General features: G+C 70.0%; 20 protein-coding genes. 7 read left to right on the forward strand and 13 right to left on the reverse strand.

Annotated features, from left to right (window positions below):
* Window positions 1-9: 9 nt before the first annotated feature.
* Both IE153_RS08305 and IE153_RS08310 read right to left on the reverse strand, forming a co-directional pair.
* Complete coding sequence (locus IE153_RS08305; protein WP_189589082.1) at window positions 10-1,074, reverse strand: NHL repeat-containing protein; 1,065 nt, start codon at window positions 1,072-1,074, stop codon at window positions 10-12.
* 126 nt (window positions 1,075-1,200) lie between these two features.
* The gene (locus tag IE153_RS08310; RefSeq protein WP_189589083.1) at window positions 1,201-4,179 is read right to left on the reverse strand and encodes a glycoside hydrolase family 35 protein; all 2,979 of its coding nucleotides are present in this window, start codon (window positions 4,177-4,179) and stop codon (window positions 1,201-1,203) included.
* Between the two features lie 131 nt (window positions 4,180-4,310).
* Here IE153_RS08310 and IE153_RS08315 point away from each other — a divergent pair, with 131 nt between their 5' ends.
* Window positions 4,311-4,769, forward strand: a complete 459-nt coding sequence (locus IE153_RS08315; protein ID WP_020272842.1) for an RrF2 family transcriptional regulator — start codon at window positions 4,311-4,313, stop codon at window positions 4,767-4,769.
* Between the two features lie 303 nt (window positions 4,770-5,072).
* A complete protein-coding gene (locus tag IE153_RS08320; RefSeq protein ID WP_189589084.1) occupies window positions 5,073-5,726 on the forward strand; it encodes a DUF4360 domain-containing protein in 654 nt (217 codons plus the stop codon).
* Between the two features lie 87 nt (window positions 5,727-5,813).
* Here IE153_RS08320 and IE153_RS08325 read toward each other — a convergent pair whose 3' ends face one another.
* Together IE153_RS08325 and IE153_RS08330 are read right to left on the reverse strand one after the other, a co-directional pair.
* Window positions 5,814-6,590, reverse strand: a complete 777-nt coding sequence (locus IE153_RS08325; RefSeq protein WP_189589270.1) for an alpha/beta fold hydrolase — start codon at window positions 6,588-6,590, stop codon at window positions 5,814-5,816.
* A 101-nt stretch (window positions 6,591-6,691) separates the two neighbouring features.
* Window positions 6,692-7,921, reverse strand: a complete 1,230-nt coding sequence (locus IE153_RS08330; RefSeq protein ID WP_189589085.1) for an RNA-guided endonuclease InsQ/TnpB family protein — start codon at window positions 7,919-7,921, stop codon at window positions 6,692-6,694.
* 199 nt (window positions 7,922-8,120) lie between these two features.
* On the opposite strand from IE153_RS08330, the gene IE153_RS08335 reads away from it, so the two are divergent.
* Window positions 8,121-8,669 (forward strand): YciI family protein, encoded by a 549-nt coding sequence (locus IE153_RS08335; protein ID WP_189589086.1) that lies wholly within the window; start codon window positions 8,121-8,123, stop codon window positions 8,667-8,669.
* Window positions 8,670-8,721: 52 nt separating this feature from the next.
* Here the strand turns inward: IE153_RS08335 and IE153_RS08340 are convergent, their stop codons facing one another.
* The gene (locus tag IE153_RS08340) at window positions 8,722-9,495 is read right to left on the reverse strand and encodes an intradiol ring-cleavage dioxygenase (protein ID WP_189589087.1); all 774 of its coding nucleotides are present in this window, start codon (window positions 9,493-9,495) and stop codon (window positions 8,722-8,724) included.
* Between the two features lie 122 nt (window positions 9,496-9,617).
* Here IE153_RS08340 and IE153_RS08345 point away from each other — a divergent pair, with 122 nt between their 5' ends.
* The 4 genes from IE153_RS08345 to IE153_RS08360 all read left to right on the forward strand — a co-directional run bounded on the left by IE153_RS08345 (window position 9,618) and on the right by IE153_RS08360 (window position 13,734).
* On the forward strand, window positions 9,618-10,076 hold the full coding sequence (locus IE153_RS08345; protein WP_189589088.1) for a pyridoxamine 5'-phosphate oxidase family protein: 459 nt from the start codon (window positions 9,618-9,620) through the stop codon (window positions 10,074-10,076).
* Between the two features lie 20 nt (window positions 10,077-10,096).
* Window positions 10,097-11,155: a hypothetical protein gene (locus IE153_RS08350; protein WP_189589089.1), complete on the forward strand. Its 1,059-nt coding sequence runs from the start codon at window positions 10,097-10,099 to the stop codon at window positions 11,153-11,155.
* A gap of 180 nt (window positions 11,156-11,335) precedes the next feature.
* A complete protein-coding gene (locus IE153_RS08355) occupies window positions 11,336-12,316 on the forward strand; it encodes an arabinan endo-1,5-alpha-L-arabinosidase (RefSeq protein ID WP_189589090.1) in 981 nt (326 codons plus the stop codon).
* Entirely contained in the window at window positions 12,298-13,734 is a 1,437-nt protein-coding gene (locus tag IE153_RS08360) for a family 43 glycosylhydrolase (protein WP_189589091.1), read from the forward strand. Before IE153_RS08355 ends, IE153_RS08360 begins: the two co-directional genes overlap by 19 nt.
* Before the next feature lie 58 nt (window positions 13,735-13,792).
* On the opposite strand, the gene IE153_RS08365 is transcribed toward IE153_RS08360, so the two are convergent.
* The 8 genes from IE153_RS08365 to IE153_RS08400 all read right to left on the reverse strand — a co-directional run bounded on the left by IE153_RS08365 (window position 13,793) and on the right by IE153_RS08400 (window position 24,328).
* Window positions 13,793-15,616: a pyridoxal phosphate-dependent aminotransferase gene (locus tag IE153_RS08365; RefSeq protein ID WP_189589092.1), complete on the reverse strand. Its 1,824-nt coding sequence runs from the start codon at window positions 15,614-15,616 to the stop codon at window positions 13,793-13,795.
* Between the two features lie 171 nt (window positions 15,617-15,787).
* Entirely contained in the window at window positions 15,788-16,936 is a 1,149-nt protein-coding gene (locus IE153_RS08370) for an aldose epimerase family protein (RefSeq protein WP_097216424.1), read from the reverse strand.
* Window positions 16,937-16,993: 57 nt separating this feature from the next.
* Entirely contained in the window at window positions 16,994-18,238 is a 1,245-nt protein-coding gene (mmsB, locus tag IE153_RS08375) for a multiple monosaccharide ABC transporter permease (RefSeq protein WP_189589093.1), read from the reverse strand.
* Window positions 18,235-19,785, reverse strand: coding sequence for a multiple monosaccharide ABC transporter ATP-binding protein (gene mmsA, locus IE153_RS08380; RefSeq protein ID WP_189589094.1), 1,551 nt, complete (start codon window positions 19,783-19,785; stop codon window positions 18,235-18,237). The genes mmsB and mmsA overlap by 4 nt, the downstream gene beginning before the upstream one ends.
* A gap of 46 nt (window positions 19,786-19,831) precedes the next feature.
* Entirely contained in the window at window positions 19,832-20,944 is a 1,113-nt protein-coding gene (gene chvE / locus IE153_RS08385) for a multiple monosaccharide ABC transporter substrate-binding protein (protein WP_356230054.1), read from the reverse strand.
* Between the two features lie 139 nt (window positions 20,945-21,083).
* Entirely contained in the window at window positions 21,084-22,052 is a 969-nt protein-coding gene (locus IE153_RS08390) for a hypothetical protein (protein ID WP_189589096.1), read from the reverse strand.
* A 111-nt stretch (window positions 22,053-22,163) separates the two neighbouring features.
* Window positions 22,164-23,168 (reverse strand): zinc-dependent alcohol dehydrogenase, encoded by a 1,005-nt coding sequence (locus IE153_RS08395; RefSeq protein WP_189589097.1) that lies wholly within the window; start codon window positions 23,166-23,168, stop codon window positions 22,164-22,166.
* A complete protein-coding gene (locus IE153_RS08400) occupies window positions 23,165-24,328 on the reverse strand; it encodes a mandelate racemase/muconate lactonizing enzyme family protein (RefSeq protein WP_031108125.1) in 1,164 nt (387 codons plus the stop codon). Before IE153_RS08400 ends, IE153_RS08395 begins: the two co-directional genes overlap by 4 nt.
* Window positions 24,329-24,468 lie beyond the last annotated feature (140 nt).

Below are 24,468 nucleotides of genomic sequence, written 5' to 3' on the forward strand. Positions count from 1 at the left end.
CGGCCCCGGTCAGCGTTCGATGTGCGGCAGGGCGGTCGAGGACGCCGAGGTCGAGGTCGTCCCGACCGCCCAGTAGCCGTCCGAGCCCGGCACCTTCGCCAGGGCGTTCATGAAGACGGGGGTCGCGGCCACCGGCCCCCGCTCGCTCACCCAGGCCGTGCCGTCCCAGCGCAGGTAGTGGGCCCGGGTCTGGTCCCAGAAGTCCCAGCCGGCGATCCGGTCGGGCCGTCCCTGCGCGTCGGCGACGATGCCGGACAGCATGCCGACGCCGAACGGCGCCTTGACGTACTCCCAAGCGCCGCCGTCACCGCGCAGCAGCAGGACGCCCGGAGGCTTGCCGGGCGGGCCGCCGATGCCGTAGTCGTAGCCCGTCAGCCAGATGTCGTCGCGGGCGACCGGAAGCAGCCCGGTGAACCCGGCGCGTATGCCGCCGGGTGACGGCAGCACGGTCCAGGCCTCTCCGTCCCAGCGGGCGACGAGTTCGCCGCCGTAGACCCAGATGTCGCCGCAGAGCGCGCGGTGGATGCCGTAGGGCGGGGTGGTGGTCGTCGCCGGGGGCGCCTCCAGCCAGGTCCACTTGCCCCGGTGGCCGTGCAGCAGCACCGAGCCGTCGCTGTTCCGGCCGGAGACCCAGACGTGGCCCCGGGGGCCGGTCGTGACGGCGGCCAGGGTGGTCCCGGTCGCCCCGCGCCCGGGGTAGTCGGTCTCCCGCCAGGTCAGTCCGTCCCATGCGAGGAGCCGGGCGGTGCCGGAGGTGTCGGAGCCGACGGCCCAGGCGGATCCGTCGGACGCGGCGGCGACCGAGCCCAGGTAGCCGCTGAAGTCAGGGCTGGTGCGCTGCCAGGCCGCGCCGTCCCACACGAGGGCGAGTGCCATCCCCCGTACGCCGCCGTTGCGGCCCTCCTCGCCCACGGCCCAGGCGAGGCCGGGGCCCGAGGCCGCCACCCGGCGCAACTGCGCCGCGGGGGTGGCCTCGGGGGCCGTGACGGCCTGCCACTCACGAGCCTCACCGACCGGGCCGGGAGCCGCCCAGGCCGTCCCGCCCCGCGCCGAGCCGAGCCCGGCCCCGGCCACAGCGCCTAATCCGCTGATGAAACGCCGTCTTCGCACGATGTTCCCCTCCCTGCCGGAAGCCCTGAAGGGCCCACACGGTGAACCAGCGTCCCGGACAAGGCAAGGCAAGGGTACGGCCCGATCCGGTCACACCGGTTTCACGGGCACCCCTCCGGCCGCCGCGCCCAACAGCGTCAGCCGGACGTCCCCGGGCCCGGACGGTGTGGTCCCGTCGGACAACACCGCCAGCGCCAGTGTGTTGGCACCCCGTGTGCGCAGGATCCCGTTGGGCAGCACGAAGGTGTGCTGCGGGCCCACGTCGTTGATGTACTGGCCCATGTTCCAGCCGTTGAGGAAGATCTGGACGCGGTAGGCCCGGCCCGGGTCGTCGTCGAGGACGAGCCCGATCGAGGCGTCGACACCCGGGGCGACGTCCAGCCGGAAGTCCGTCCGGTACCAGGTGACGCCCTGCCGCCGGTCGGCCCGGGGGAGCTCGGCGTCCTTCCAGTCCCCGTCGTCGAACTCGGGCAGATGCCAGCCCTCGCGCTCCCCGTGCAGCCCGCCGGTGTTCATCGGCCCGCGCACGGGATCGGGCGCGGAAGCGCCCTGGATACGCCACGTCACCTCGGGGGAGCCGCCCTCGAAGGTGACGGCGGTCAGACCCCGCGCGGCCTTGTGCGTGTCGAGGGCCTTGCCGTCCATGTCGTGCTGCATCCGCCGCACGAGCACCGAGAGCACATGCCGGTCACGCTTCCCGTCCCGCGCCTCACGGAGCCTCTCCCGCAGCTTCTCCGGCAGGTCGAAGCCGGCCTTCGCGGTCCATGTCCCCTGCCGCGCCCGCTCCTTGCCGGGGACCGGCATGCGGTGCGTGCCCAGCGGCTCGCCGTCCAGCCAGGCCATGAGCAGGCCCTGGGTGCCCGTGCTGTAAGCGAGGGACACGGACTCGATGCCGTTCTCGTCGTTCCACTCGCCCCGGTACCAGACGTCGCCGTAGTGGAAGCCGTAGTCGTCCGCGAACAGGACGGGCTGCCCGTCGGGCACGGGCGTGGTGCTGAAGGTCGTCTCCTTGTCGGCCGTCGTCCAGTCCGAGTCGTCGAAGTCCGGCTCGGATTCCGGGTTCCCGGCCCGGCGCCGCCAGCCGTCGAGGGCGGGCAGGGACGGCCGGGTCACCCCGGGCAGCGGCCGCAGCGCCAGCAGGCTGCCGGAGGCGCTGATCCGGGTCGCGACCGGGCGCCCGTTCCAGGTGACGTGGGTGATCCCGCGCGGCCCCCACACCTCCAGGCCGGTCTGCCCGGTGGTGTCGCCGGTGAGGTGGACCGTGGAGTCGCGCAGCTCCGCCGAGCGCAGCAGGGCGGGGCCGTAGACGAGGAGCGGGCCGGACGGGGTCTCGTGGGGCCACAGCCGCAGCGCGGTGGCGTCGTCGGCGAACAGCACCAGCATCGGGGTGTCCACCCCGTCGCCCTCGACCCGCACCCGGCTCAGCCCGCCCGCGCCGAGCGGTGCGGTGATGTTCAGCTTGTTGAGGTTCCAGGACCACGCGGGCTCCGCGTCCAGCCGCATGGGAGTCGGCTCGTCGGGGCACTCCAGCACGACCTGCGCGAGATCGCCCCGGCGGCCCGCGAACACGGCGATGTCCTGCCGCCCGGCGGTCAGGCTCAGCATCGGCTGCACGGTGGCGTGCACCAGCGTCCGCTTCCCGAGCCTCAGATCGGCGGCGATCAGCTTGGCGTCCCGCGCGGGGACCATGACCGGCACGTCGATCCCGGCGTCCGGCAACGTCACGGAGACCGCCTCGGCGGAGTCGTTGCGCAGGACGTAGAAGTGGGCCCCGGTGTCGGGGTTGGTCAGGTGGTAGACCTTGATCCGCTCGTCGGTCGCGCGCACCGGCTTCGCCCGGTGCAGCTTGGCGAGGTCGGACACGAACCGCAGCAACTGCCCGGTCTGGTGCATCGGCGCGAGCTTCGGGGTGGCGTTGCGGGCCTCGTCGAACGCGGCGCCGTAGTCGTACGAGGTGTAGACGGCCGGCGCGGGCAGCCAGCCCCAGGAGGTGCCGCCGAAGGTCATGTAGACGTTGTGCAGGGTGATGCCGTTGGCGAGGTTGGTGAGGTGGAAGCGCCGCTCGTACGCCGCGTCCCGGGTCCGGCGCGCCTCGGCGTACCCCTTGCCGTCGAACGCCGACCCGCCCCACGGATCGAACCAGCCCCCGCCGAACTCGGGCACGAACCCGGGCGTCTTCGGACTGGCCGTGGCCCCGCCCGTCGCGCCGCCGCTCCCGAAGAGCCCCCAGTCGGGCGGCACCCGGTCCGGCTCCGGGTATCCGTCGAACCCGTACAGCCAGCGCCCCTTCTCCCCGCCGGTGCCGAACGACCCCGGGGTCCAGTGGCCGCCCGGCCCCTTGTCGTTGTGGAACAGCGGTACGTCGATGCCGTCGGCGCGGACCTTCTCGTACAGGTACGACATGTAGGCGCGCCCGGACGGCTCGTCGACGTGCGCGTCGTACTCGTTCTCGATCTGGTAGAGCAGGACCGTGCCCGTGCCCTGCGTGAACAGGCGTTTGGCGACGACGGCGTTGACGGCGGTCAGCCACTCGTCGACATAGCGCAGATACGTCGGGTCGGAGGTCCGGGCCCGGCCCTCGGTGGCGGTCAGCCAGCCCGGGAAGCCGCCGGCGTCGACCTCCGCGTTGATGTACGGCCCGGGCCGCAGGATCACGTACAGCCCCGCCTCGGCGGCCGTCCGCAGGAACAGGTCCAGGTCGCGCACGCCGGTGAAGTCGTAGCGGCCGGGGGCGGGGGAGTGGTGGTTCCAGGCGACGTACACGCTGACGGCGTTGTAGCCGTGGGCCCGCATCTTCTCCAGCACGTCCCGCCACAGCGACGGGCTCGGCAGCCGGAAGGGATGCATCTCGCCCGACCAGAGCACCAGACGGCGGCCGTCGACCAGCAGCGAGTAGTGGTCGAAGCCGATCTCGTGCGGCCGGCCGTCCGCGCTCGGCACCGGTGGCGGTGGGCCGGTGGGCGCGGTGCGTGCCGGGTTGGCGGAGGTGGGCGACCCGCTGCCGGTCAGCGCGAAGCCGAGCGCCGCCGTGCCGGCCAGAGCGTGGAAGGTACGCCTGCTGAGCTCCAAGGGAGCGCCTCCTGTTGTGCCTTGCGATACGTGGTGCGTGGTGCGTGTGGTCGTCGTGCGAGGTGCGTGTGCTCGCTGTGGTGCGCGGTGCGTGTGCTCAATGTCTACAGGGTCACGGGGACAATGGTCCTATGAGGATCTCGGCACGAGCGGACTACGCGGTACGAGCGGTCGTGGAGCTGGCCGTCCGGCAGGGGGAGGGGCCGGTCAAGGCGGAGGCCGTCGCCACCGCGCAGGACATCCCCCACAAGTTCCTGGAGGGGATCCTCGGGGATCTGCGGCGCGGCGGGGTCGTCGACAGCCGGCGTGGCGGGGGCGGCGGATACCGGCTGGCCCGGGAGGCCGCGGAGATCACGGTCGCGGACGTGATCCGGGCCGTCGACGGGCCGATCGTCTCGGTGCGCGGCGAACGGCCGACCGGTCTCGCCTACTCCGGCACCGCCGAGCCGCTGCTGCCGCTGTGGATCGCCCTGCGGGCCAATGTGCGCAGGATCCTGGAGGGCGTGACGATCGCCGACCTCGCGGCCGGGGCGCTGCCGGAGCCGGTGGAGCGGCTGGCGGCGGAACCGGCGGCCTGGGAGAACCCCTGAGGGGCTGCGGCCGTGCGCGGCGCTGTGCGTGATCCTCATTCCGTCCTCGGGATGTCCTCGGTCTGACGCACTGGTGCAACGCACCCTATGTGCCTGCCGGTATCCCAGTGAATTCCCGCCAGTGTGAATGGCCGGAGAGCGACCTGGCCCACCCCTGCCGCGCTGCGTACGATGCGACCGCTCCCGCTCTTCACATCCCCTTCATGGAATGGTCACAGGTCGGGGGCGCGTACGCCTGTCGCTTTGACATGCACATGATCCGCCTCTGTCACGATCCACCCCCCACGAACCGATGGGAGAACCATGGCCGGTGGCCTGCTCCTGAGCGGTGCGGTAGCCGCGCTCCTCACCAGCGCACTTCCCGCACAAACCCCGTCCTCCGGGTTCGACGACCCGCCCCCGGACAAGATCATCATCCAGGTCGCCACGGTGAACGGCTCCGGCTGCCCGCAGGGCACCGCAGCGGTCGCCGTCTCCGAGGACAACACCGCCTTCACGGTGACCTACAGCGACTACCTCGCCCAGGCCGGCGGAAGCTCCGACCCGACCGCGTTCCGCAGGAACTGCCAGCTCAACCTGAAGGTCCACGTCCCCGGCGGCTTCACCTACGCCATCGCGAGCGCGGACTACCGGGGATTCGCCTCACTCCAGCGGGGCGCGAGCGCCAGTCAGCGGGCCTCGTACTACTTCCAGGGCTCGCCCAGCACGGTGTACAAGAACCACCCCTTCAGCGGCCCCCTCAACGACAACTGGCAGGCCACCGACGAGACCGACTGGGCCCAGCTGGTCTACGCACCCTGCGGAGTCCAGCGCAACTTCAACATCAACACCGAGATCCGCGTCAACGCCGGCACCCAGTCGGCCGACAAGGTCAGCTTCATGACGATGGACTCCACGGACGGGGACATCAGCACGGTGTACCACCTGGCGTGGAAGGAGTGCCCGAAGAAGTCGTGACGGTGTGAACGGGGGCGGCCTCACCGGGCCGGTGGTCCGGTGAGGCCGCCCCTCGTGTTCCTGCGTGGACGATGCGGCGAGGGCCGGTCAGCCCCGGGGTGTCAGCGCCGCCGCGGTGGCCTGCGCGAAGGCCTCCGGGTTGTCCAGCATGATGTTGTGGCCGCAGTCGGGGATCGCGACGACGGACACACCCGCCTCGCCGAGGGCGTCGGAGCCGGGGAGCGGCCCGTCCGCCTCGGGAAGCAGGAAGGTCCGGGGGGTCTCCAGCTCCAGCAACAGCTCCCGCATCGTGGGCTGCGTGCCGCGCGTCAGATGGAACGCGCTGCGGTGCAGGGCCTCGCGGCCGGCCAGACGCATCGTGGACCACCAGTGGGCACCGACCCGGTCGCGGACCTCCTCCCAGCCGCCGCCCGACACGAACTCCTCCTCGGAGTAGGCGGCGATGCCGCTGCTGCCCGGGGAGCCGGGCGTGCGCGGGATCGGGTCGAGGTTGGCGTCGATGAGCACCAGCCGGGAGACCAGGTGGGGGTGGCGGGCCGCCAGGACGATCGCCACCGAGCCGCCCATGCTGTGCGCGATCACCTCGGCGCCCGAAACCCCCGCGGCGGTCAGGGCGCCGGCGAGCGCGTCGGCATGCGATTCGAGCGTGTAGTCGAAGGACGTAGGACGGTCGCTGATGCCGTGGCCCAACAGGTCGACCAGCAGCGACCGGTGCCCGGCGAGCAGCGGATGGACCGCGGCCTCGGTGAAGTAGGGGGGCGATGTGGCGCCCAGTCCGTGCACGTAGACGCGCGGCGGCTCCTGTCCTGGCAGTTCGACCCAGCGGATCTGGTCGCCTTCGGGGGTTACGGCGGCGCTGCGCACGGTCTGCTCTCCTGTGGTCACGACGACGGGAGACACGAGATTGACATGCTCCTCGGGCTGAAGCCCGAGGATTTTGGCCGTCCTCACCTGTTGCCGTGTCGCTACGCGGCACAGGTTCGGGTGGGGGTTCCATGGCTTCCTGTTTCTTCGCGCTGTGCCGGGACGAGTCCCGGTCTTACCGGCGCTCCGCAGGCCGATGCCGCCAGTCCGGCGGCCTGTTTGACGTTGATCGCGGCGTTGTGGTCGCGGTCGTGGAGGGTGCCGCAGGCGGGGCAGGTCCATTCCCGTACGTGCAGGGGTTTGGGTCCGTCCCGATGCCCGCAGGTGGAGCACACCTGGCTGGTGGGCTCGAACCGGCCGATCTGGACGAAGGCCCGCCCGTACCGCTGTGCCTTGTACTGAAGCATGGCCACGAACTGCGACCAGCCCGCGTCATGCACACTCTTCGCCAGCCAGGTGCGCGCCAGTCCCGAGACCGCCAGATCCTCCACCGCGACCGCTTGGTTCTCGCGAATCAACTGAGTGGAGAGCTGGTGGTGAAACTCCTTGCGCGCGTCAGCCACGGCCGCGTGAGCACGGGCGACCTTCGAGCGGGCCTTGGCCCGGTTCTTCGATCCCTTCTGTTTGCGGGACAGCTCCCGCTGGGCCTTCATCAGCTTCTTCTCCGCGCGGCGCAGAAACCGCGGGGAACAGATTTTCGTCCCGTCGGAGAGGACCGCGAAGTGTGTGAGCCCCAGGTCGATGCCGATGGCGCTGTCTGGCTCCGGCTCATTCCAGCGCGCCCGGTCCGTATCGGAATCGGTGTCGATGACGAAGGAGGCGAAATACCGCCCCGCCGAGTCCAGGATCACCGTCACACTGGAGGGCACGGCGGGCAGGGCCCGCGACCACTTGGCCCTCACGTCACCGATCTTCGGCAGGGACAGCCGCCCCGTCTCGGTGATCTTCCAGCGGGCGTTGGCGGTGAACCGGATCGACTGCCGGGTGTCCTTGCGTGACTTGAAACGCGGCACACCCACCCGCTTCCCCTTGCGCTCCCCTTTGTGGGAGGCGAAGAAGCTCTTGTACGCGCCCTCCACATCCCGTAAGGACTGCTGCAGCACCACCGAGGAGACCTCACTCAGCCAGCAGCGCTCGGCCGTCTGCCGGGCCCGGGTGATCAGCCGTTTCGACAGCTCGGCCGCGTTCGGGAACGGCAGACCCGCGGCGCGGGCGTCCTCCCGGGCCCGTACGGCGTCGTTGAACACCACCCGCGCACACCCGAACGCCCCCGCCAACGCGGCGGGTTGACCGGGCTCCGGGTACAGGCGAAAGGCGTACCGAAGCTGCATTCGGCGATCGTACGAACACGTGCCACTCGATGTCGCCGGGAACACCCGTTTCCCCGCCTCACCCCCATGACGCAGTGTCCGGCTCCGCCGGAACGACACCGCGACGCTCCGCGCCGCCGTCACGAGATTCGCTTCACCACCGGGCTGAAGCCCGATGCACTGCGAATGAAACTCGGTAGCCACTGCGGTTGGATGAGCCATGGAGTTCTTCTGCTACCACCGCGACCGACCCGGCTCCCTGCCACTGCGGGAGGAGCTGGGTGAGGCGCACTGGGCCTATATGGACCGGTACGAGGCGGAGTTGATCGCCCGGGGGCCGACCTTCGCCGAGGACGGGGAGACACCCACCGGCAGCGTGCACATCGTCGACCTGCCGGATCCCGCCGCAGCACGTGCGTTCGCCTTCGACGAGCCCAACTACCAGGCCGGGGCGTACCGGGACGTCCTGCTGCGCCGCTGGCGGAACCTGCTGGGCCGGACCATGTGGGAGTTTCCGGGCGGGCGGACCGGTGGTGACCGCCATCTGGTGCTCGGACTCGGGCCCTTGACCGGAACCGCCCTCGAAGTGCCGTCCGACCGCGACGAGCTGATCGCCTACGGGCCCCTGCTGTCCGACGACGGTGAGGTCTGGGTGGGCACGGCCGCACTGGTCCGGGCCCCCGACCCGGAGGCGGCGCGTGCCGTGCTGCCCCGGGGGCGGTACGCGGCCATCGAGGTGCACGCGTGGGAGTTCGGCGGGCGACGGTGATACGAGCTCCCGGAGCCCGCCGCGGCGGGTGGGCTCCGGGCCGTGGGCCGTGTCAGCCCTGTTCCACTCCCAGGGTCAGCGCACCGGCGTAGCCCGCCGACGTCGTGCTGCCGAGGGGCGTGAGGGTGAGGAGGCCCGAGGCCGCGCCGCCCTCGTCGTAGATGGAGTCCTGGGCGAGTGTGGTGCGCGGGACCGTGTTGACCCTGTACGCGGCGAGTGCCGCGACCTTGGCCGTGATCGTCTCGGCGAAGAAGAGCTGGCCGGTGTGGAGTTCCTCGCCGCCGGTGAAGGAGCCGTCGGGGGTCAGGGTCACGTCCGTGTGGACCTTGATGTGGATGTGCACGCAGCGACCCCGGTACCAGCCGGGGTAGACGGTGGTGATCGCCGCGACGCCGGCGGCGTTGGTGAGGACGCCGCCGCGCAGGAACGTGCCGTTGTCGGGTTCGTCGTGGCCGTTGTTGCCCACGAAGCCGGAGTACTCGCCGAGGGCGTCACAGTGCCAGATCTCCACCAGGGCGTCGCTCAGGGGAGCGCAGGTGTCGTCGTCGACGACGGTGAGCGTCAGCTTCAGTGGGATGCCGGTCTTGTCCTCCCGGATGTCGGAGCGGATGTACTGCCCGTCGAGGTAGTAGGGGCCTTCGGTCATCTCCTTGGTGAGGGTGCACACGGCTGCGGCGACCGGGGTGGTCGCGGCACGGCCGGCAGGGGCCTCGGTGCCGGGAGCTGCCGCGCCCACGGCCAGGGCGGCCGCGGTGGCGCCGGTGGCCAGCAGGACGGTGCGGCGGCCGATGGACGTGTCGGGGTGGTCCTTCGAGGTATCTGTCATGAGCACGGCACCCTAGAGAGGCTTTCTGTCGGGGAGCTGTGGATCCGGCAAAGTGACGGTGCGTCAAGTAACTTGTGAGACGGACGTGAAATGCCTTGGCGGGCACGGGTGTTGAGCACGGCATGACGAAGAATCCGGGACCTCGTCCCCTGTCCGACGCAGCCCTCTCCGACCTGCTCGGCAAGCAGCAGTTCGGCACGTTCGCCACCGTCAAGCGCAGTGGCCACCCGCATCTCACCACCATGCTGTACAGCTGGGACGCCGAGTCCCGCACGGTGCGCTTCTCGACCACCGCCGACCGTGTCAAGGTCAAGCACCTGCGCCGTGGTCCGCGTGCGGCGTTGCACGTGCAGGGCGGGGACGTCTGGTCGTTCGCCGTCGCTGAGGGCGAGGCCGAGATCTCCGAGGTCACGGCGGTCCCCGGCGACTCGGTCGGCCGGGAGCTGCTCGCGATGATCCCGGCGGGCGCCGAACCGGAGGACGAGGACGCCTTCCTCCGGCAACTGGTCGACGAGCGGCGCGTCGTCATCCGGCTGAAGGTGGACCGGCTGTACGGGACCGCGCTCGACATCGAGGGATAGAGCTGCGGCACGATGAGCGCATGAACGCACAACGGGGCAGCACTGAAGAACAATCGCTCGCGGACCTCGCTCGGCGACTCCGCGCGGCGGACACCGGCGGCTGGACGCCGGACGGGGTGAACGCCCTGGCGGACGGGCTCGGCTGGGCCCGGGGCGGCACCGCGGACCATCCCGTCCTGGTCACCGGCCGGTCCTCGGGTGACGCCCGTCTGCGTCCCGTCGGCACCTACGAAGAGCCTTACACCGACGGCGAGTCGTACGTGGAGCTCGCCGTGCCGGTGGGCACCGCCGCACCTGACGTCGCAGCGCAGGCCGCCGCCTTCCGCGCCGCCAACGAGGAACTGACCGCGGCCCTGGGCCGGCCGTCCGTCATGGGTTCGCACGGCGACATGGGCCCCTTCTACGGCAGCGGGCCGCACTGGGGCGCCCCCTTCCTGCGCTGGCGCGGCAGTACGGACACCCTGGAGCTGCGCGCCGGGAAGGCGGGACCCGAGCTGGTCCTGCAGCCCACCGGCCCGGCGGAGAACTGGTTCTGGCGTCAGGGCCACGGCGAAGAGCACGCGATCAGCGGATTCTTCGGCAGCAATCGCGACCCGGCCAATGCCGGCCTGGGCTTCCCCGGCGGCTGGACCGCCCGCAGTTGGGAGACCGTCACCCGGTCGCTGGGCGACTTCCTCGAGGCCCTGCCCGCCGAGGCCATCGCCCTCGGTGTCGGTTTCGGGATGCCGTTCTACGGGCGCACCCGCGGCAGCGCGCCCCTCCTCTTCGACGTGACGTGTGACGACCGGCTCGCGATCGGCTGCTTCGCCCCCGACGGCGTCGAAGCGGCCTCACTCGGCTGGGGCACCGTCGCCGAACACCCGGGCACGGCCTCGATCTGGAGCGACGACGATCCGGTGTGGCGCGTGGACGCCGGAGGCCCCGGCGAACCCAAGGGCCGCGCCCTCGCGGAGATGCTCGTGGCGACGGCCAGGGCGGCGGGGGTGACCGAGCCGGCCGGTCTGATCGTCGGCGGCGAGGCGGAGTACGTGGACACCTACCACGTCAGGTACTACGGCCTGGGTCTGCCCACCGGCTGACGCCTCGACGGCACGGGCCGGCTTCCCGGCCCGTCTCCCATGGTCCGCGCAGCCGATGCTGCGCGGACCATTGCTGCGCGGACCATTGACGCGCAAAGCGTTCGATTCTACGGTCCCGTTCGAACTTGCGATCGCTGTTCGAGATATCGGCCAGTCACCCCCACCGCAAGGAGAACCCGCATGAGCCGCTCGATCGTGCGCAGGCGAACCGCCCTGCTCGCCCTCCCCGCAGCCTTCCTGCTCGCCCTCGTCCCGGGCACGGCGTCCGCGTACCCCAACCCCGGCCGGGTCACCGGTGACGTCGTCACCCACGACCCCTCGATGATCCGCACCTCGTCCGGGCAATACCTGCTGTACGCCACCGGCGGCGGCATCGCGAGCAAGACCTCCGGTGACCGGACCGCCTTCCGCAACGGCAGCGACGCCTTCACCAGCAGGCCGAGCTGGTGGAGGAACTACTCGTCCGTCCCGGAGGCCTGGGCGCCGGACATCTCGTACCACGGCGGCAAGTACCTGATGTACTACTCCGTCTCGAAGTTCGGCTCGAACACCTCCGCCATCGGCCTCGCCACCTCCAGCACCGGTCAGCCGGGCAGCTGGACCGACCAGGGCACGGTCCACACCTCGAACTCCGGGAGCGACTTCAACGCCATCGACCCGAACCTCTTCGTGAACGACGACGGCACGTGGTGGCTGTCGTTCGGCAGTTGGTGGACCGGGATCAAGATGATCCGGATCAACCCGTCCACCGGGAAGCAGCTCTCCTCCAACACCACCCGCTACTCGCTCGCCTCCCGCCCCACCGGGACCAAGGCCGTCGAGGCGCCCTTCATCGTCAAGCGGGGCGGCTCCTACTATCTCTTCGCCTCGTACGACACCTGCTGCGCCGGCACCGGCTCGACGTACAAGGTGAAGGTCGGGCGCGCCTCCAGTGTCACCGGGCCGTACCGCGACAAGAACGGCGTCGACCTGATGAACAACGGCGGCACGCCCGTCCTGGAGTCGCACGGCAGCGTCATCGGCCCCGGCGGCCAGTCGATCCTGAAGGACGCCGACGGCGACCTGATCGTCTACCACTACTACGACGGCAACGCGAACGGCACGCCCAAGCTCGGCGTCAACCTCCTGAACTGGAGCAGCGGATGGCCCGTCGCCTACTGACCCTGCTGGCGGCCCTGCTGCTCGCGCTGAGCGTCGGCCAGCCCTCCGCGAGCGCCGCCTCCTTCTCCAACCCGGTCAAGTCCGTGAAGGGCGCCGACCCCTGGATCTCGTACCACGACGGCACCTACTACCTGGTGACGACCAGTTGGACCGACGTCATCACCATCCGCAAGTCCGCCACCCTCGCCGGGCTCTCCACCGCCCCCAGCGTCCAGGTGTGGAAGGGCGACGCCGCCTCCCGCTGCTGCAACATCTGGGCGCCGGAGCTGCACTTCCGAGGCGGCCGCTGGTACCTGTACTACGTCGCCGGGCAGAACGTGTCCGACTACAACCCGACGCAGCGCAGCCATGTGCTGGAGAGCGCGGGCTCCGACCCCATGGGGCCGTACACCTACAAGGGGCAGCTCAACAGCGCCTGGATGCTCGACCCGAGCGTGCTGGACGTGGGCGGCCGGCTGTACATGCTGGGCAGTGCCGTCACGGGTGGGACGCAGAACCTGGTCATCGCCCCGATGACCAACCCGTACACCGTCAGCGGCTCCTACTCGACGATCTCGACTCCGACGTACGCCTGGGAGCGGCAGGGCGGCACGGTCAACGAGGGCGCGGAGATCCTGCAGCGGAACGGCCGGACCTTCCTGATCTACTCGGCGAGCGGCTGCTGGACGCCCGACTACAAGCTCGGGCAACTGGAGCTGACCGGCTCCAACCCGCTGTCGGCCGCCTCCTGGACCAAGAAGTCCGCGCCCGTCTTCGAGCGCAGTGACGCAGACGGGGTCTACGGCCCCGGTCACAACGGCTTCTTCACCTCGCCCGACGGCCGCGAGAACTGGATCGTCTACCACGCCAACGACTCCGCGTCCGAGGGCTGCGACAACGGCCGTACGACCCGGGCGCAGAAGTTCACCTGGAACTCCGACGGTACGCCGAACCTCGGCACGCCCGTCCGGCTCGGGGCGGGCATGGCCGGGCCGTCGGGGGAGCCGGCCACCGCCTCGACGACCTACACCGTCACCAACCGCAACAGCGGCAAGTGCCTGGAAGTGGCGGGAAGTTCCTCGGCCGACGGAGTCAACGTCCAGCAGTACGCGTGCAACGGAGGGGCCAACCAGCGCTGGCGTCTGGAGGACCTCGGCGACGACACCCACCGCCTGGTGAACGCCGCCACCGGCAAGGTCCTCGACACCGCCGACTGCTCGACGGCCGACGGCGCCGACCTGCGTCAGTGGTCCTGGCTGAACAACACGTGCCAGCGGTTCCAGTTCGTGGCGACGGACGGGGGTCATGTCCGCATCACCAACAAGGCCACGGGGAAGGTGGCGGACGTCGCCGGTTGCTCAACGGCCGACGGAGCCGACGTACGCCAGTGGTCCTGGCTCAACAACAACTGCCAGCAGTGGAAACTGGCTGCGACATAGGCACCTCAGGGGCGCGGGGAACTGCGCGACAGGCCACGTCGGGCCCGCACCCGCCGAACTACCCCGCCTGCCCCATCCCCGCCGCGTTCGGCCAGCTCTGCGCCGCGGGCCACCCCGTGGCCGGCGCCGGCGTCAGCCCGTTCGTCCCCCGCACCTGCGCCGCCGTCAGGCCCCCACGGGCCGGAACACCGGGCGGCGTGGGCCCGGTGAACGGAGCGGCCATGGGTGACGGCGCCGGAGCCGGGGCCGGAGCAGGGACCGGCGCCGGAGCCGGGGCCGGAGCAGGGACCGGCGCCGGAGCGGGCACCGGGGCCTGGGCCACGGGCGCCAGGGGCGGCGCCGGGGCGGCCACCGGCTGGGGAGCGGGCTGCGGCATCGCCTGCGGCATCTGGGGCTGGGGCATCTGCGGCTGCGGCATCTGCGCCGCGGCCGGCATCGGCATCCCGCCGCCCGTACCCGCCGGCACGGCGGACGCGGCGGCGGGGAGCGGCATGCCGATGCCGGTGGCCGGAGCGGGAGCCGGGGCGGCGGCCGCCGCGGCGGGAGCGAACCCCACCCCACCCGTGCTCGCGGCCGCCGGGGCGAGCCCCGGCCCCCCGGCCCCCGTGGTCGCGGCGGCGGCCGGCGCGGCGGCCATCCCCACCGCCTGCGCCGCGAGCCCCCGCATGCCCGACCCGTTCGTCTCGCTCACCAGACGGTCCACGGCCGCCGTACCCGAGCTGTAGCTGGTCCCATTGCCCAGCTCGGGTACGGCGGCTCCCCTCCTGGACGTCCCGTAGAGCACCTGTTCCAGGCCGGACACCAGGCGACGCACGTCCACCTGGGGGCGCACCACGAGACGCAGGAAGCGACTGGACGAACCGATCTTGTTGCCGCACTCGCGGACCAGGATCCGGTGCTCGGTGAGCATCCGGTCCCGGACCACGGTGCCCTCGGCGCCCACGGGGAGGCGCACGAAGAGGAAGTTGCCCTGCGAGGGGTAGACCGTGAGCCCGGGCAGGGAGGAGAGCTGGCCGGCCATGTCGAGACGGTCGCGGCGCACCTGCTGGAGGCTCTGCATGTACTCGGCGCCGTGCTCCTTCAGCATGAAGACGACGTGCTCGGCGAAGGAGTTGAGGTTCCACTTCGGGAGCATCGAGCGGACCCGGCCCGCGAGCGCCGGGTTGGCGACGAGGTAGCCGAAGCGGATGCCGTGCAGGCCGAAGTTCTTCCCGAGGCTGCGCAGCACGACGACGTTGGGCCGCAGCATGGCCTCCTGGACGACCGACGGCTCGGCCTCGGCGTCCGCGAACTCCAGGAACGACTCGTCGATGACGATCAGGTCGAGGTCGGCCATGGCGTCCATGAACTGCACGATGGCGTGCTTGTGCAGAAAGCCGCCGTCGGGGTTGTTGGGGTTGCAGATCACCGCGACGCGGGTGCCGCGGGCCCGGATGAACTCGGCGTACTGCGCGAGGTCGAGGGCGAAGCCGCTGGACTCCTGGAGCGGGAACATGTCGACCCGCTTGCCGGTCTCCATGGGCTGGTCGGTCCAGCGGCCGAAGGTGGGGACGGGGACGGCGAGCGACTCACGGACCAGCAGGTGGTCGATCCAGGTGATGAGCTCGGTCGAGCCGTTGCCCATGGCCACGCACTGCGGGGGCAGCTGGAGCAGGCTGCACAGCTCGGCGGTGATCGTGTCGGCGCTGCTCGGGTAGTACGTGATGATGTCGCGCAGCCGGCCCGCCATGTCCTCGAACATGGCCGGGGTCGGGAAGTACGGGTTGCAGGGGATACAGAAGTCCACGGGGCCGGCTCCCTCGCCGCCCTCACGTGTCAGAGCCGCCATCGACGGGCTGTGTGCCGCGGTACTGCGGAACAGCGACGTGACGTTGTCGGCCATGGAACCTCCGTATGGGGCGGGTCCGTTGGGGACGGACGGACCCGACGTTTAAGGGCGGCCCGCGCGGGGGAGCGCGGGCCGCCCTTTCATACGGAGGCCACGGGGACACTGTTCAACCGTCGTGAAAGCGGTCGGAACATGTGCCCCTTCTGTGAAGGCCTGTCAGGGGCCTCAGCAGCCGAACGTGTGGATCGTGGTCGTGCGGTACGTCTGCCCCGGTCGCAGCACCGTGGAGGGGAACTTCGGCTTGTTCGGCGAGTCCGGGAAGTGCTGCGTCTCCAGGCACAGCGCGTCGCCCTGCCGGTAGGTGCGGCCGGACGGGCCGGTCAGCGTGCCGTCGAGGAAGTTGCCGGAGTAGAACTGCAGGCCCGGCTCGTTCGTGGCGATCTTCAGACTGCGGCCGGAGGCCGGGTCGCGCAGGGTCGCGACGTGCTCCGGCCGGGCGGTGATGCCCTTGTCGAGGACCCAGTTGTGGTCGAAGCCCTTGGCGGTGACCAGCTGCGGGTGCGAGGTACGGATGTCCCGGCCGATCGGCTTGGCACGGCTGAAGTCGAAGGGCGTACCCGCGACCTTGGCCAGCTCGCCCGTGGGGATCAGGCCCGCGTCGGTGGGCGTGTAGCGGGACGCGGCGATGTGCAGCTCGTGGTCCTCGATCGTGCCGCTGCCCTCGCCGGCCAGGTTCCAGTAGACGTGGCTGGTGAGGTTGACGACGGTGGCCTTGTCGGTGGTGGCCTCGTAGTCGATGCGCCAGTCGCCGTGCCGGGTGAGCGTGTACGTCACCTTCGTCTTGAGCGTGCCCGGGTAGCCCATCTCGCCGTCGACGCTCGTGTAGTACAGGTGCAGGCCGACGTCGGAGCCCTTCACGAACGGCTCGACGTCCCACACGCGCTTGTCGAAGCCCTGGGCGCCGCCGTGCAGGCTCTGCTCGCCGTCGTTCACGGACAGCTGGTAGTTCTTGCCGTCGAGGGTGAACTTGCCCTTGCCGATGCGGTTGCCGTACCGGCCGATCAGGGCGCCGAAGTACGGGGTCTTCGCGACGTAGTCCTCGAGGTTGTCGAAGCCCGCGGAGACGTTGGCGTACCGGCCGCGACGGTCGGGGATCTCCAGGGACTGGACGACACCGCCCCAGGAGAGGACCTTCAGGCGGGTGCCGCCGTTCTCCAGCGACCAGCTGTAGACCTTGGTGCCGTCGGCCAGCTTGCCGAAGAGCGTCTTCACCGGCTTCCTGCCTCCCGTGGCGTGCGCCGTGCCGCCGAGCGTGGTGGCGGCTATGCCCGCCGCCGCCGCTCCGGCGATGACCGTGCGTCTGTTCAGTTCCATGTGTGCGGCTCCCGATAAGGAGAGGGCCCCGCCGTTGTGGCGGGGCCCCGATCTGACTTACGAACCGACCTTGCGCTTGTTCCACACGTCGAACCCGACCGCCGCCAGCAGCACCAGGCCCTTGATGACCTGCTGCCAGTCGGTGCCGATGCCGACGAGGTTCATACCGTTGTTCAGCACGCCCAGGACCAGGCCACCGATGATCGCGCCGAGCACGGTGCCGACACCGCCGCTCATCGACGCACCGCCGATGAACGAGGCCGCGATCGCCTCCAGCTCGAAGTTGAGGCCGGCCTTGGGAGAGGCCGCGTTGAAGCGGGCGGCGAAGACCAGACCCGCCAGGGCCGCGAGCATGCCCATGTTCAGGAAGACAAGGAAGGTGACCTTCTTGTCCTTCACACCCGACAGCTTGGCCGCCGGGAGGTTGCCGCCGATCGCGTAGATGTGGCGGCCGATGATCGCGTTGCGCATCACGTAGCCGAAGCCGACGAGCAGCACGCCCAGGATGAGCAGCACGATCGGGGCGCCCTTGTAGCTGGCCAGCAGCATGGTGAGCGTCAGCACCGCGGCGCCGATCGCGACCAGCTTCAGCAGGAACAGCTTGGTGGGCGGGACGTCCAGGTTGAACTCCTGCTGCCGCTTGCGGTCACGGACCTCCTGGAAGATCACGAAGGCGATCATCGCGAAGCCGAGCAGCAGGGTGAGGTTGTGGTAGTTCGTGTGGGGGCCGACCTCGGGCAGGAACCCGTTGGCGACCTTCTGCAGCCCGTCCGGGAAGGGGCCGAGGGTCTGGCCCTCCAGGAAGATCTCCGTCAGGCCGCGGAAGATCAGCATGCCCGCGAGGGTCACGATGAACGACGGTATCCCGCCGTACGCGATGAAGAACCCCTGTACGGCACCCGCGACCGCGCCCACCGCCAGGCACAGCACCACGGCGAGGGGCCAGGGCAAGTCCTGTTTGACCATGAACACGGCGGCCATCGACCCGACGAACGCCGTCAGGGAGCCGACCGAGAGGTCGATGTGGCCGGCGATGATGACCAGCATCATGCCGATCGCGAGGATCAGGATGTAGCTGTTCTGCAGCACCAGGTTGGAGACGTTGCGCGGCAGCAGCAGGTCACCGTCGGTCCAGACGGCGAACAGGACCACGATCAGGCCCAGCGCGATCAGCATGCCGTACTGCCGCATGTTGCGGCGCATACCGTCCATCACCAGCTGCAACAGGCCGTCGCCCGCGGCCCCTCCGCTCTTGCCCGGCGGCGCGGGGGCCGGGCTCTTGGCGGTCACGTCCGTGCTCATCGGGATACCTCTTTGTCCTTCGTCATCTGACGCATCAGCGATTCCTGGGAGGCCTCGTCCCGCGAGAACTCACCCGTCAGCCGCCCCGCGGCCATCGTGTAGATGCGGTCGCACATGCCGAGCAGCTCGGGCAGCTCGGAGGAGATGAAGACGACCGCCTTGCCCTGGGCGGCCAGCTGGTCGATGACCGTGTAGATCTCGTACTTGGCGCCGACGTCGATACCGCGCGTCGGCTCGTCCAGGATCAGCACGTCCGGACCCGAGAAGATCCACTTGCTGAGGACGACCTTCTGCTGGTTGCCGCCGGACAGCTTGCCCACCGGCTCGAACACCGTCGGGGCCTTGATGTTCATGGACTTGCGGAAGCCCTCGGCGACCTGCCGCTCCTCGTGCTCGTCGACCACACCGCGCCTCGCGACCTTGCCCAGGGCGCTCAGCGAGATGTTCCGGTTGATGGTGTCGATGAGGTTGAGGCCGTAGTGCTTGCGGTCCTCGGTCACGTAGGCGATGCCGTGCTTGACCGCCTCCGGGACGGTCTTCGTGCGGATCTCCTTGCCGTCCTTGAGGACCGTGCCGTCCGCGTACCGGCCGTAGGTCCGGCCGAAGACGCTCATCGCGAGTTCGGTGCGGCCGGCGCCCATCAGGCCCGCGATGCCGACGATCTCCCCGCGCCGCACGTGGAGCGAGACGTCGTCGCACACCTTGCGCTGCTGGTCGATCGGATGGTGCACGGTCCAGCCGCGGATCTCCAGGGCCGGCGCCGCGCCCTCCTCGGGCTCGTGCGGCGACCGCTCCGGGAAGCGGTTCTCCAGGTCGCGGCCGACCATCCCGCTGATGATCCGGTCCTCGGTGGTCTCCGCGGCCTTCACGTCGAGGGTCTCGATGGTCTTGCCGTCGCGCAGGATCGTCACCGAGTCGGCGACCTTGCGGATCTCGTTGAGCTTGTGGGAGATGATGATCGAGGTGATGCCCTGCTTCTTCAACTCCAGGATGAGATCCAGGAGTTTCCCGCTGTCCTCGTCGTTCAGCGCGGCGGTCGGCTCATCGAGGATGAGCAGCTTGACCTTCTTCGACAGGGCCTTCGCGATCTCCACGAGCTGCTGCTTGCCCACGCCGATGTCGGTGACGCGGGTGTCCGGGTGGTCGGACAGGCCGACCCGGCGCAGCAGTTCGGTGGCGTGCCGGAGGGTCTCGGTCCAGCTGATGATCCCCCGGGTGGCGTGCTCGTTGCCGAGGAAGATGTTCTCCGCGAGGGAGAGGTAGGGCACCAGGGCCAGTTCCTGGTGGATGATCACGATGCCGTGTTCCTCGCTGGCCCGGATGTCCTTGAACTGGCAGACCTCTCCCTCGAAGAGGATGTCGCCCTCGTACGTGCCGTGCGGGTGGACGCCGGAGAGGACCTTCATCAAGGTCGACTTGCCGGCGCCGTTCTCCCCGCAGATGGCGTGGACCTCGCCCTGCCGGACGGTCAGCGTGACGTCCGACAGCGCCTTGACGCCGGGAAAGGTCTTGACGATCGAGCGCATTTCCAGGACGGGTCCCGCCATGGTCGTGCCTTCCAATCAGTGGTGAATCGTCGGTCGGTGGCGGGGACTACTTGACGTCGCTCTCCTTGAGGTAGCCGGAGTCGATGAGCTCCTTCTGGTAGTTGCTCTTGTCGACGGCGACCGGCTCCAGCAGGTAGGCCGGGACGACCTTCGCGCCGTTGTCGTAGGTCTTGGTGTCGTTGACCTCGGGCTTCTTCTTGTTGAGCAGCGCGTCGACCATGTTCGAGGACACCTTGGCGAGCTTTCGGAGGTCCTTGTAGACGGTCATCGACTGCTGGTCGGCGATGATCGACTTCACCGAGGCGACCTCGGCGTCCTGGCCCGTCACGACCGGCAGCGGCTTGGCCTTGGAGCCGTAGTCGTCCGACTTCAGTGCCGACAGGATGCCGATGGAGATGCCGTCATACGGGGAGAGGACCGCGTCGACGCGCTCGCTCTTGTAGGCCGAGGTCAGGATGTCGTCCATGCGCTTCTGGGCGGTGCCGCCGTCCCAGCGCAGGGTCGTGACCTGGTTGAGCTTGGTCTGGCCGGAGCGGACGACGAGCTGCTTCTTGTCGATGTAGGGCTGCAGGACCTTCATCGCGCCGCCGAAGAAGTAGCGGGTGTTGTTGTCGTCGTTGGAGCCGGCGAACAGCTCGATGTTGAAGGGACCCTTCTTGCTGCCGTCCTTCAGGCCGAGCTTCTCGACGATGTAGGTGCCCTGGAGCTCGCCGACCTTCTCGTTGTCGAACGACGCGTAGTAGTCGACGTTCTTCGTGCCGAGCATCAGGCGGTCGTAGGAGATGACCGGGATGTTCGCGTCCTTGGCCTGCTGGAGCACGTTGTTCATCGACTTGTTGTCGATGGCGGCGATGATCAGCGCCTTGACGCCCTGCGTGATCAGGTTCTCGACCTGTGAGACCTGCTGGTCCGGGTCGTCCTCGCCGTAGACCAGCTTGGTCTTGTAGCCCTTGGACTCCAGTTCCGTGACGACGTTCTTGCCGTCGGCTATCCAGCGCTCGGAGGACTTGGTCGGCATCGCGATGCCGATGGTGGCGCCCTTGGTGTCGCCTTCGCTCTCCTTGCTGCCCCCCTCGCCGCTCTGTCCGCAGGCGGACAGGGTGAGGGCGAGGGACGCGGCTCCGGCGATGGCGGTGAGAGCGGCTCTGCGGTTACGCATGATCATCATCCTTGATGTGTGTGCAGGGCTCGGTCTGGAGGGCGCGAAGTCGCTCCGGGTGGTCGTGCCGGAAAGACCGAGAAGATGTGTGGGATTGTGCGCGGCTGTGTCGTCTTTTGTAAGGCGAGTTTCCGGAACGTTATGACGAGATTTCGAAACGCTGGAGATCGCCCGGCAGCCGCGAGCCGAGCGGCGCCATGTCGCCGTCCGCCCCGTGGCGGGCCAGGAGGTCCAGGGCGAGCCGGCCGCGCCGCACGCGTTCCTTGGCTGTGGCCAGGGTCAGCTCCCGCATGTGGTGTCCGTACGGGTAGATCCCGGGCGCCTTGGAGAGGCCGAACTTCAGGTACAAGGGGGCGCCGCGGCGGATGAGTTCGGCGACCTCGTACATCCGCACATAGCCGCCGAGGTCGTCCGGGGCCTCGATGTACATGTCCATCGGAGCGCCCGACGCCCGCCGGATCTCGGTGAGGTGATCGAGCGTCAGGTCGCTGGGCACGTTGACCGAGTCCGCGCCCAGACGCTCGTAGACCGCGTACGCCGCCGGGTTGACCGGGCCGATGAGCGCGGAGACCTTGAGTGTCGTGTCGGCCGGGATGATCCCGGCGGCCCGTGCCCGGTGCAGCGTCCACAGCACGCCCTCGTCGGCGACGAGCAGGCACTTCACGCCCAACTCCGTCGCTCTGACGGCGTCTTCGACACAGCCGGCGACGGCGTCGTGGCCGCGGGCGCGCAGACCCGCCCCCCGCGAGTCGGTGCGCGTGGACCCGCCGATGTCCCAGGTGCCGCGCGGGCCGGTGAACAGGCAGAGCTCGATGTCGCGTTCACCGGTCGACTCGACCATCTCGGTGATCTCGGCGTCGGTCAGCATCCACACGCCGCTGCCCTGGCTGATCCGGTGGATCGGGACGTCCAGCCGCGAGGCCTCCTTCAGTACCACCGCGAGCGCCTCGGGGCCCTCGCAGGAGGGGATCTCGGTGCGCCAGCGGCCGCCGCCGGGGAAGGAGTGCGGCGAGGCATCGGCGGGATCGGGGGCGGGTGCGCTCAGGCCCAGGGCGGTGAGCGCCTGCTCGCCGGGCCTGCGGGCGGCCGGGGCGGAAGCGTCGGTCACAGGAATGTCCTTCGGTTCGATATTTCGGACGGGGTTCGCGGCTCTGGGTAGGGCGAGGCTGGGTGTACGCCGGTACGGGAGCCGTCAGGTTGCCCCCGTACCGGCGTACGTCTAGGGGCGGAGCAGGACCTTGCCCACCTTCGGATCGCCGGCTCCGACCAGCTCGATGGCCTGCGAGAACTCGGTGAGCGGCAGCTCGTGCGTCACCAGCGGCAGCGGATCGAGCAGACCGGCGGCGAACACCCGCACCGTGTGCGCCCAGGCGTCCGGCGGCGCACCGAAGACGGTGTGCACCTCCAGCTGCCGTACGACGAGGTCGGTCGGGTCGAGACCGTCGGCGTCCGGCGCCGGGATGCCGGTCAGGACCAGCCGGCCGCCCCGCCGGAGCAGGCCGGCCGAGATCCGGGCGGCGTCCGCGGACCCGGCCGTCTCGATCACCACGTCGAAGTCGTCCGGGAGTTCCTGGTCCTTCGTCCGGAAGTCCGTCGCGCCGTACTGCCGCGAGAGCGCCTCACGGTCCCGGCGGGTGCCGACGACCAGCAGCGCGGCCGGCGAGTTCGCCTTCAGGAACTGCACGGCGAACATGCCGAGGGTGCCGGTGCCGACCACGGCGACGCGCTCGCCGGGCTGTGCGTTGCCCTTCAGCGCGGCGGCCGCGATGCACGCGGCGGGCTCCAGGAGTGCCGCGGCCGTGAGATCGCAGTCGTCCGGGAGGGCGTGCAGGAGACGGGCCGGGAGGGTCAGCGTGGCCGCCATCGCGCCCGGCTGGGTGAATCCGGTCTCCTCGTATCCGGCCGTGCACAGGGTCGTGTCGCCCGCGTGGCAGCGGTCGCAGACCTGACAGTTTCGAAAGCCCTCACCGACCACCTTGCGGCCCACGAGGGACTCCGGGACACCGGCGCCCACGGCCTGAACCGTCCCGGACCACTCGTGGCCCGGGGTCAGCGGGTAGCGCACATAGCCCTCGGGGCGGTTGCCCTGGTAGACCTCGCGGTCGCTGCCGCAGATACCGGAGGCGTGCACCCGGACCAGCGCCTCGCCGGCCTCGGGCCGCCGGGGCTCGTGCGGGACGAGACGATGCTCGCCCGGGGCGTCGATGACGACCGCGGTGCTCACTGCGCGCCCTTCGGCTTGCGCTGTTCCCAGCCCTCCGCCCAGAGGTCGAAACGGGCCTGCTGCTGGGGGAACTCGGCGGCGGCGTCGACGTCCAGCTCCACCCCGAGGCCCGGGGCGTCGGAGAGGTGGAAGCAGCCGTCCTCCGGGTTCACCTGCGGGGCGCCCTTGACCACCTTCTTGATCTCCGCGTCGGCGAAGTCGTTGAAGTGCTCCAGGATCTTGAAGTTCGGGGAGGTGAAGCCGACCTGGAGGGACGCGGCGGTCAGGACCGAGCCACCCACGTTGTGCGGGGCCACCAGCATGTAGTGCGTCTCGGCGGTCGCGGCGAGCTTCCTGGTCTCCCAGATTCCACCGATATGGCCGACGTCCGGCTGGATGATGTCGACGGCCTGGCTCTCGAACAGCTCCCGGAACTCGATCCGGTCGTGGATGCGCTCACCGGTGGCGACCGGCATGTCGACCTTGGCGGCGACCTTCTCCAGCGCCTTCAGGTTCTCCGGCGGGACCGGCTCCTCCAGCCACGCCGGCTTGAACGGCGCCAGCTCCTTGGCCAGGCGCACGGCCGTGGCGGGGGAGAAGCGGCCGTGCATCTCCAGCATCAGCTCGGCCTCGGGGCCGATGGCGTCCCGGACCGCCTCGATCAGGGAGACGGCGTACAGGGTCTGCTGGTGGTCCAGCTCGAAGTGGCCGGTGCCGAAGGGGTCGATCTTGAGCGCCCGGTAGCCGCGCTCCATCACGCCCTGGGCGGCCTTGTGGTACGCCTCCGGGGTCCGCTCGGTCGTGTACCAGCCGTTGGCGTACGCCTTGACCTTGTCGGTGACCTTGCCGCCCAGCAGCTGCCAGACGGGGACGCCCAGGGCCTTGCCCTTGATGTCCCAGCAGGCCATCTCGATCACGGCGATACCGGACATGACGATCTCGCCCGCTCGGCCGTAGTCGCCGTACTTCATGCGCTTGACGAGGTCCTCGACAGCGAAGGGGTCGGAGCCGAGAATGTGATTGGCCTCGGCCTCCCTCAGATATCCGAGAAGGGCGTCGGTGTGTCCCAGCATCCGGGTCTCGCCGACTCCGGTGATCCCCTCGTCGGTGTGCACCTGGACGTACGTCAGGTTGCGCCAAGGCGTCCCGACCACGTGTGTGCTGATTCCGGTGATGCGCACGGCGGTTGTCCCTCGCAGCTTCGTCGGCTCAGTTTTCGTCAGTGTGTTGCGTCAGCGTCCCGCTCGTGCCCCGGCAACTCGGTTTGTTCGAGATTTCGGCACACGTTCGAAATGCTGGCGTGACAGTAAGGATCGGGCGG

This window comes from Streptomyces massasporeus, assembly GCF_014648995.1.
Classification (GTDB): Bacteria; Actinomycetota; Actinomycetes; order Streptomycetales; family Streptomycetaceae; genus Streptomyces; species Streptomyces massasporeus.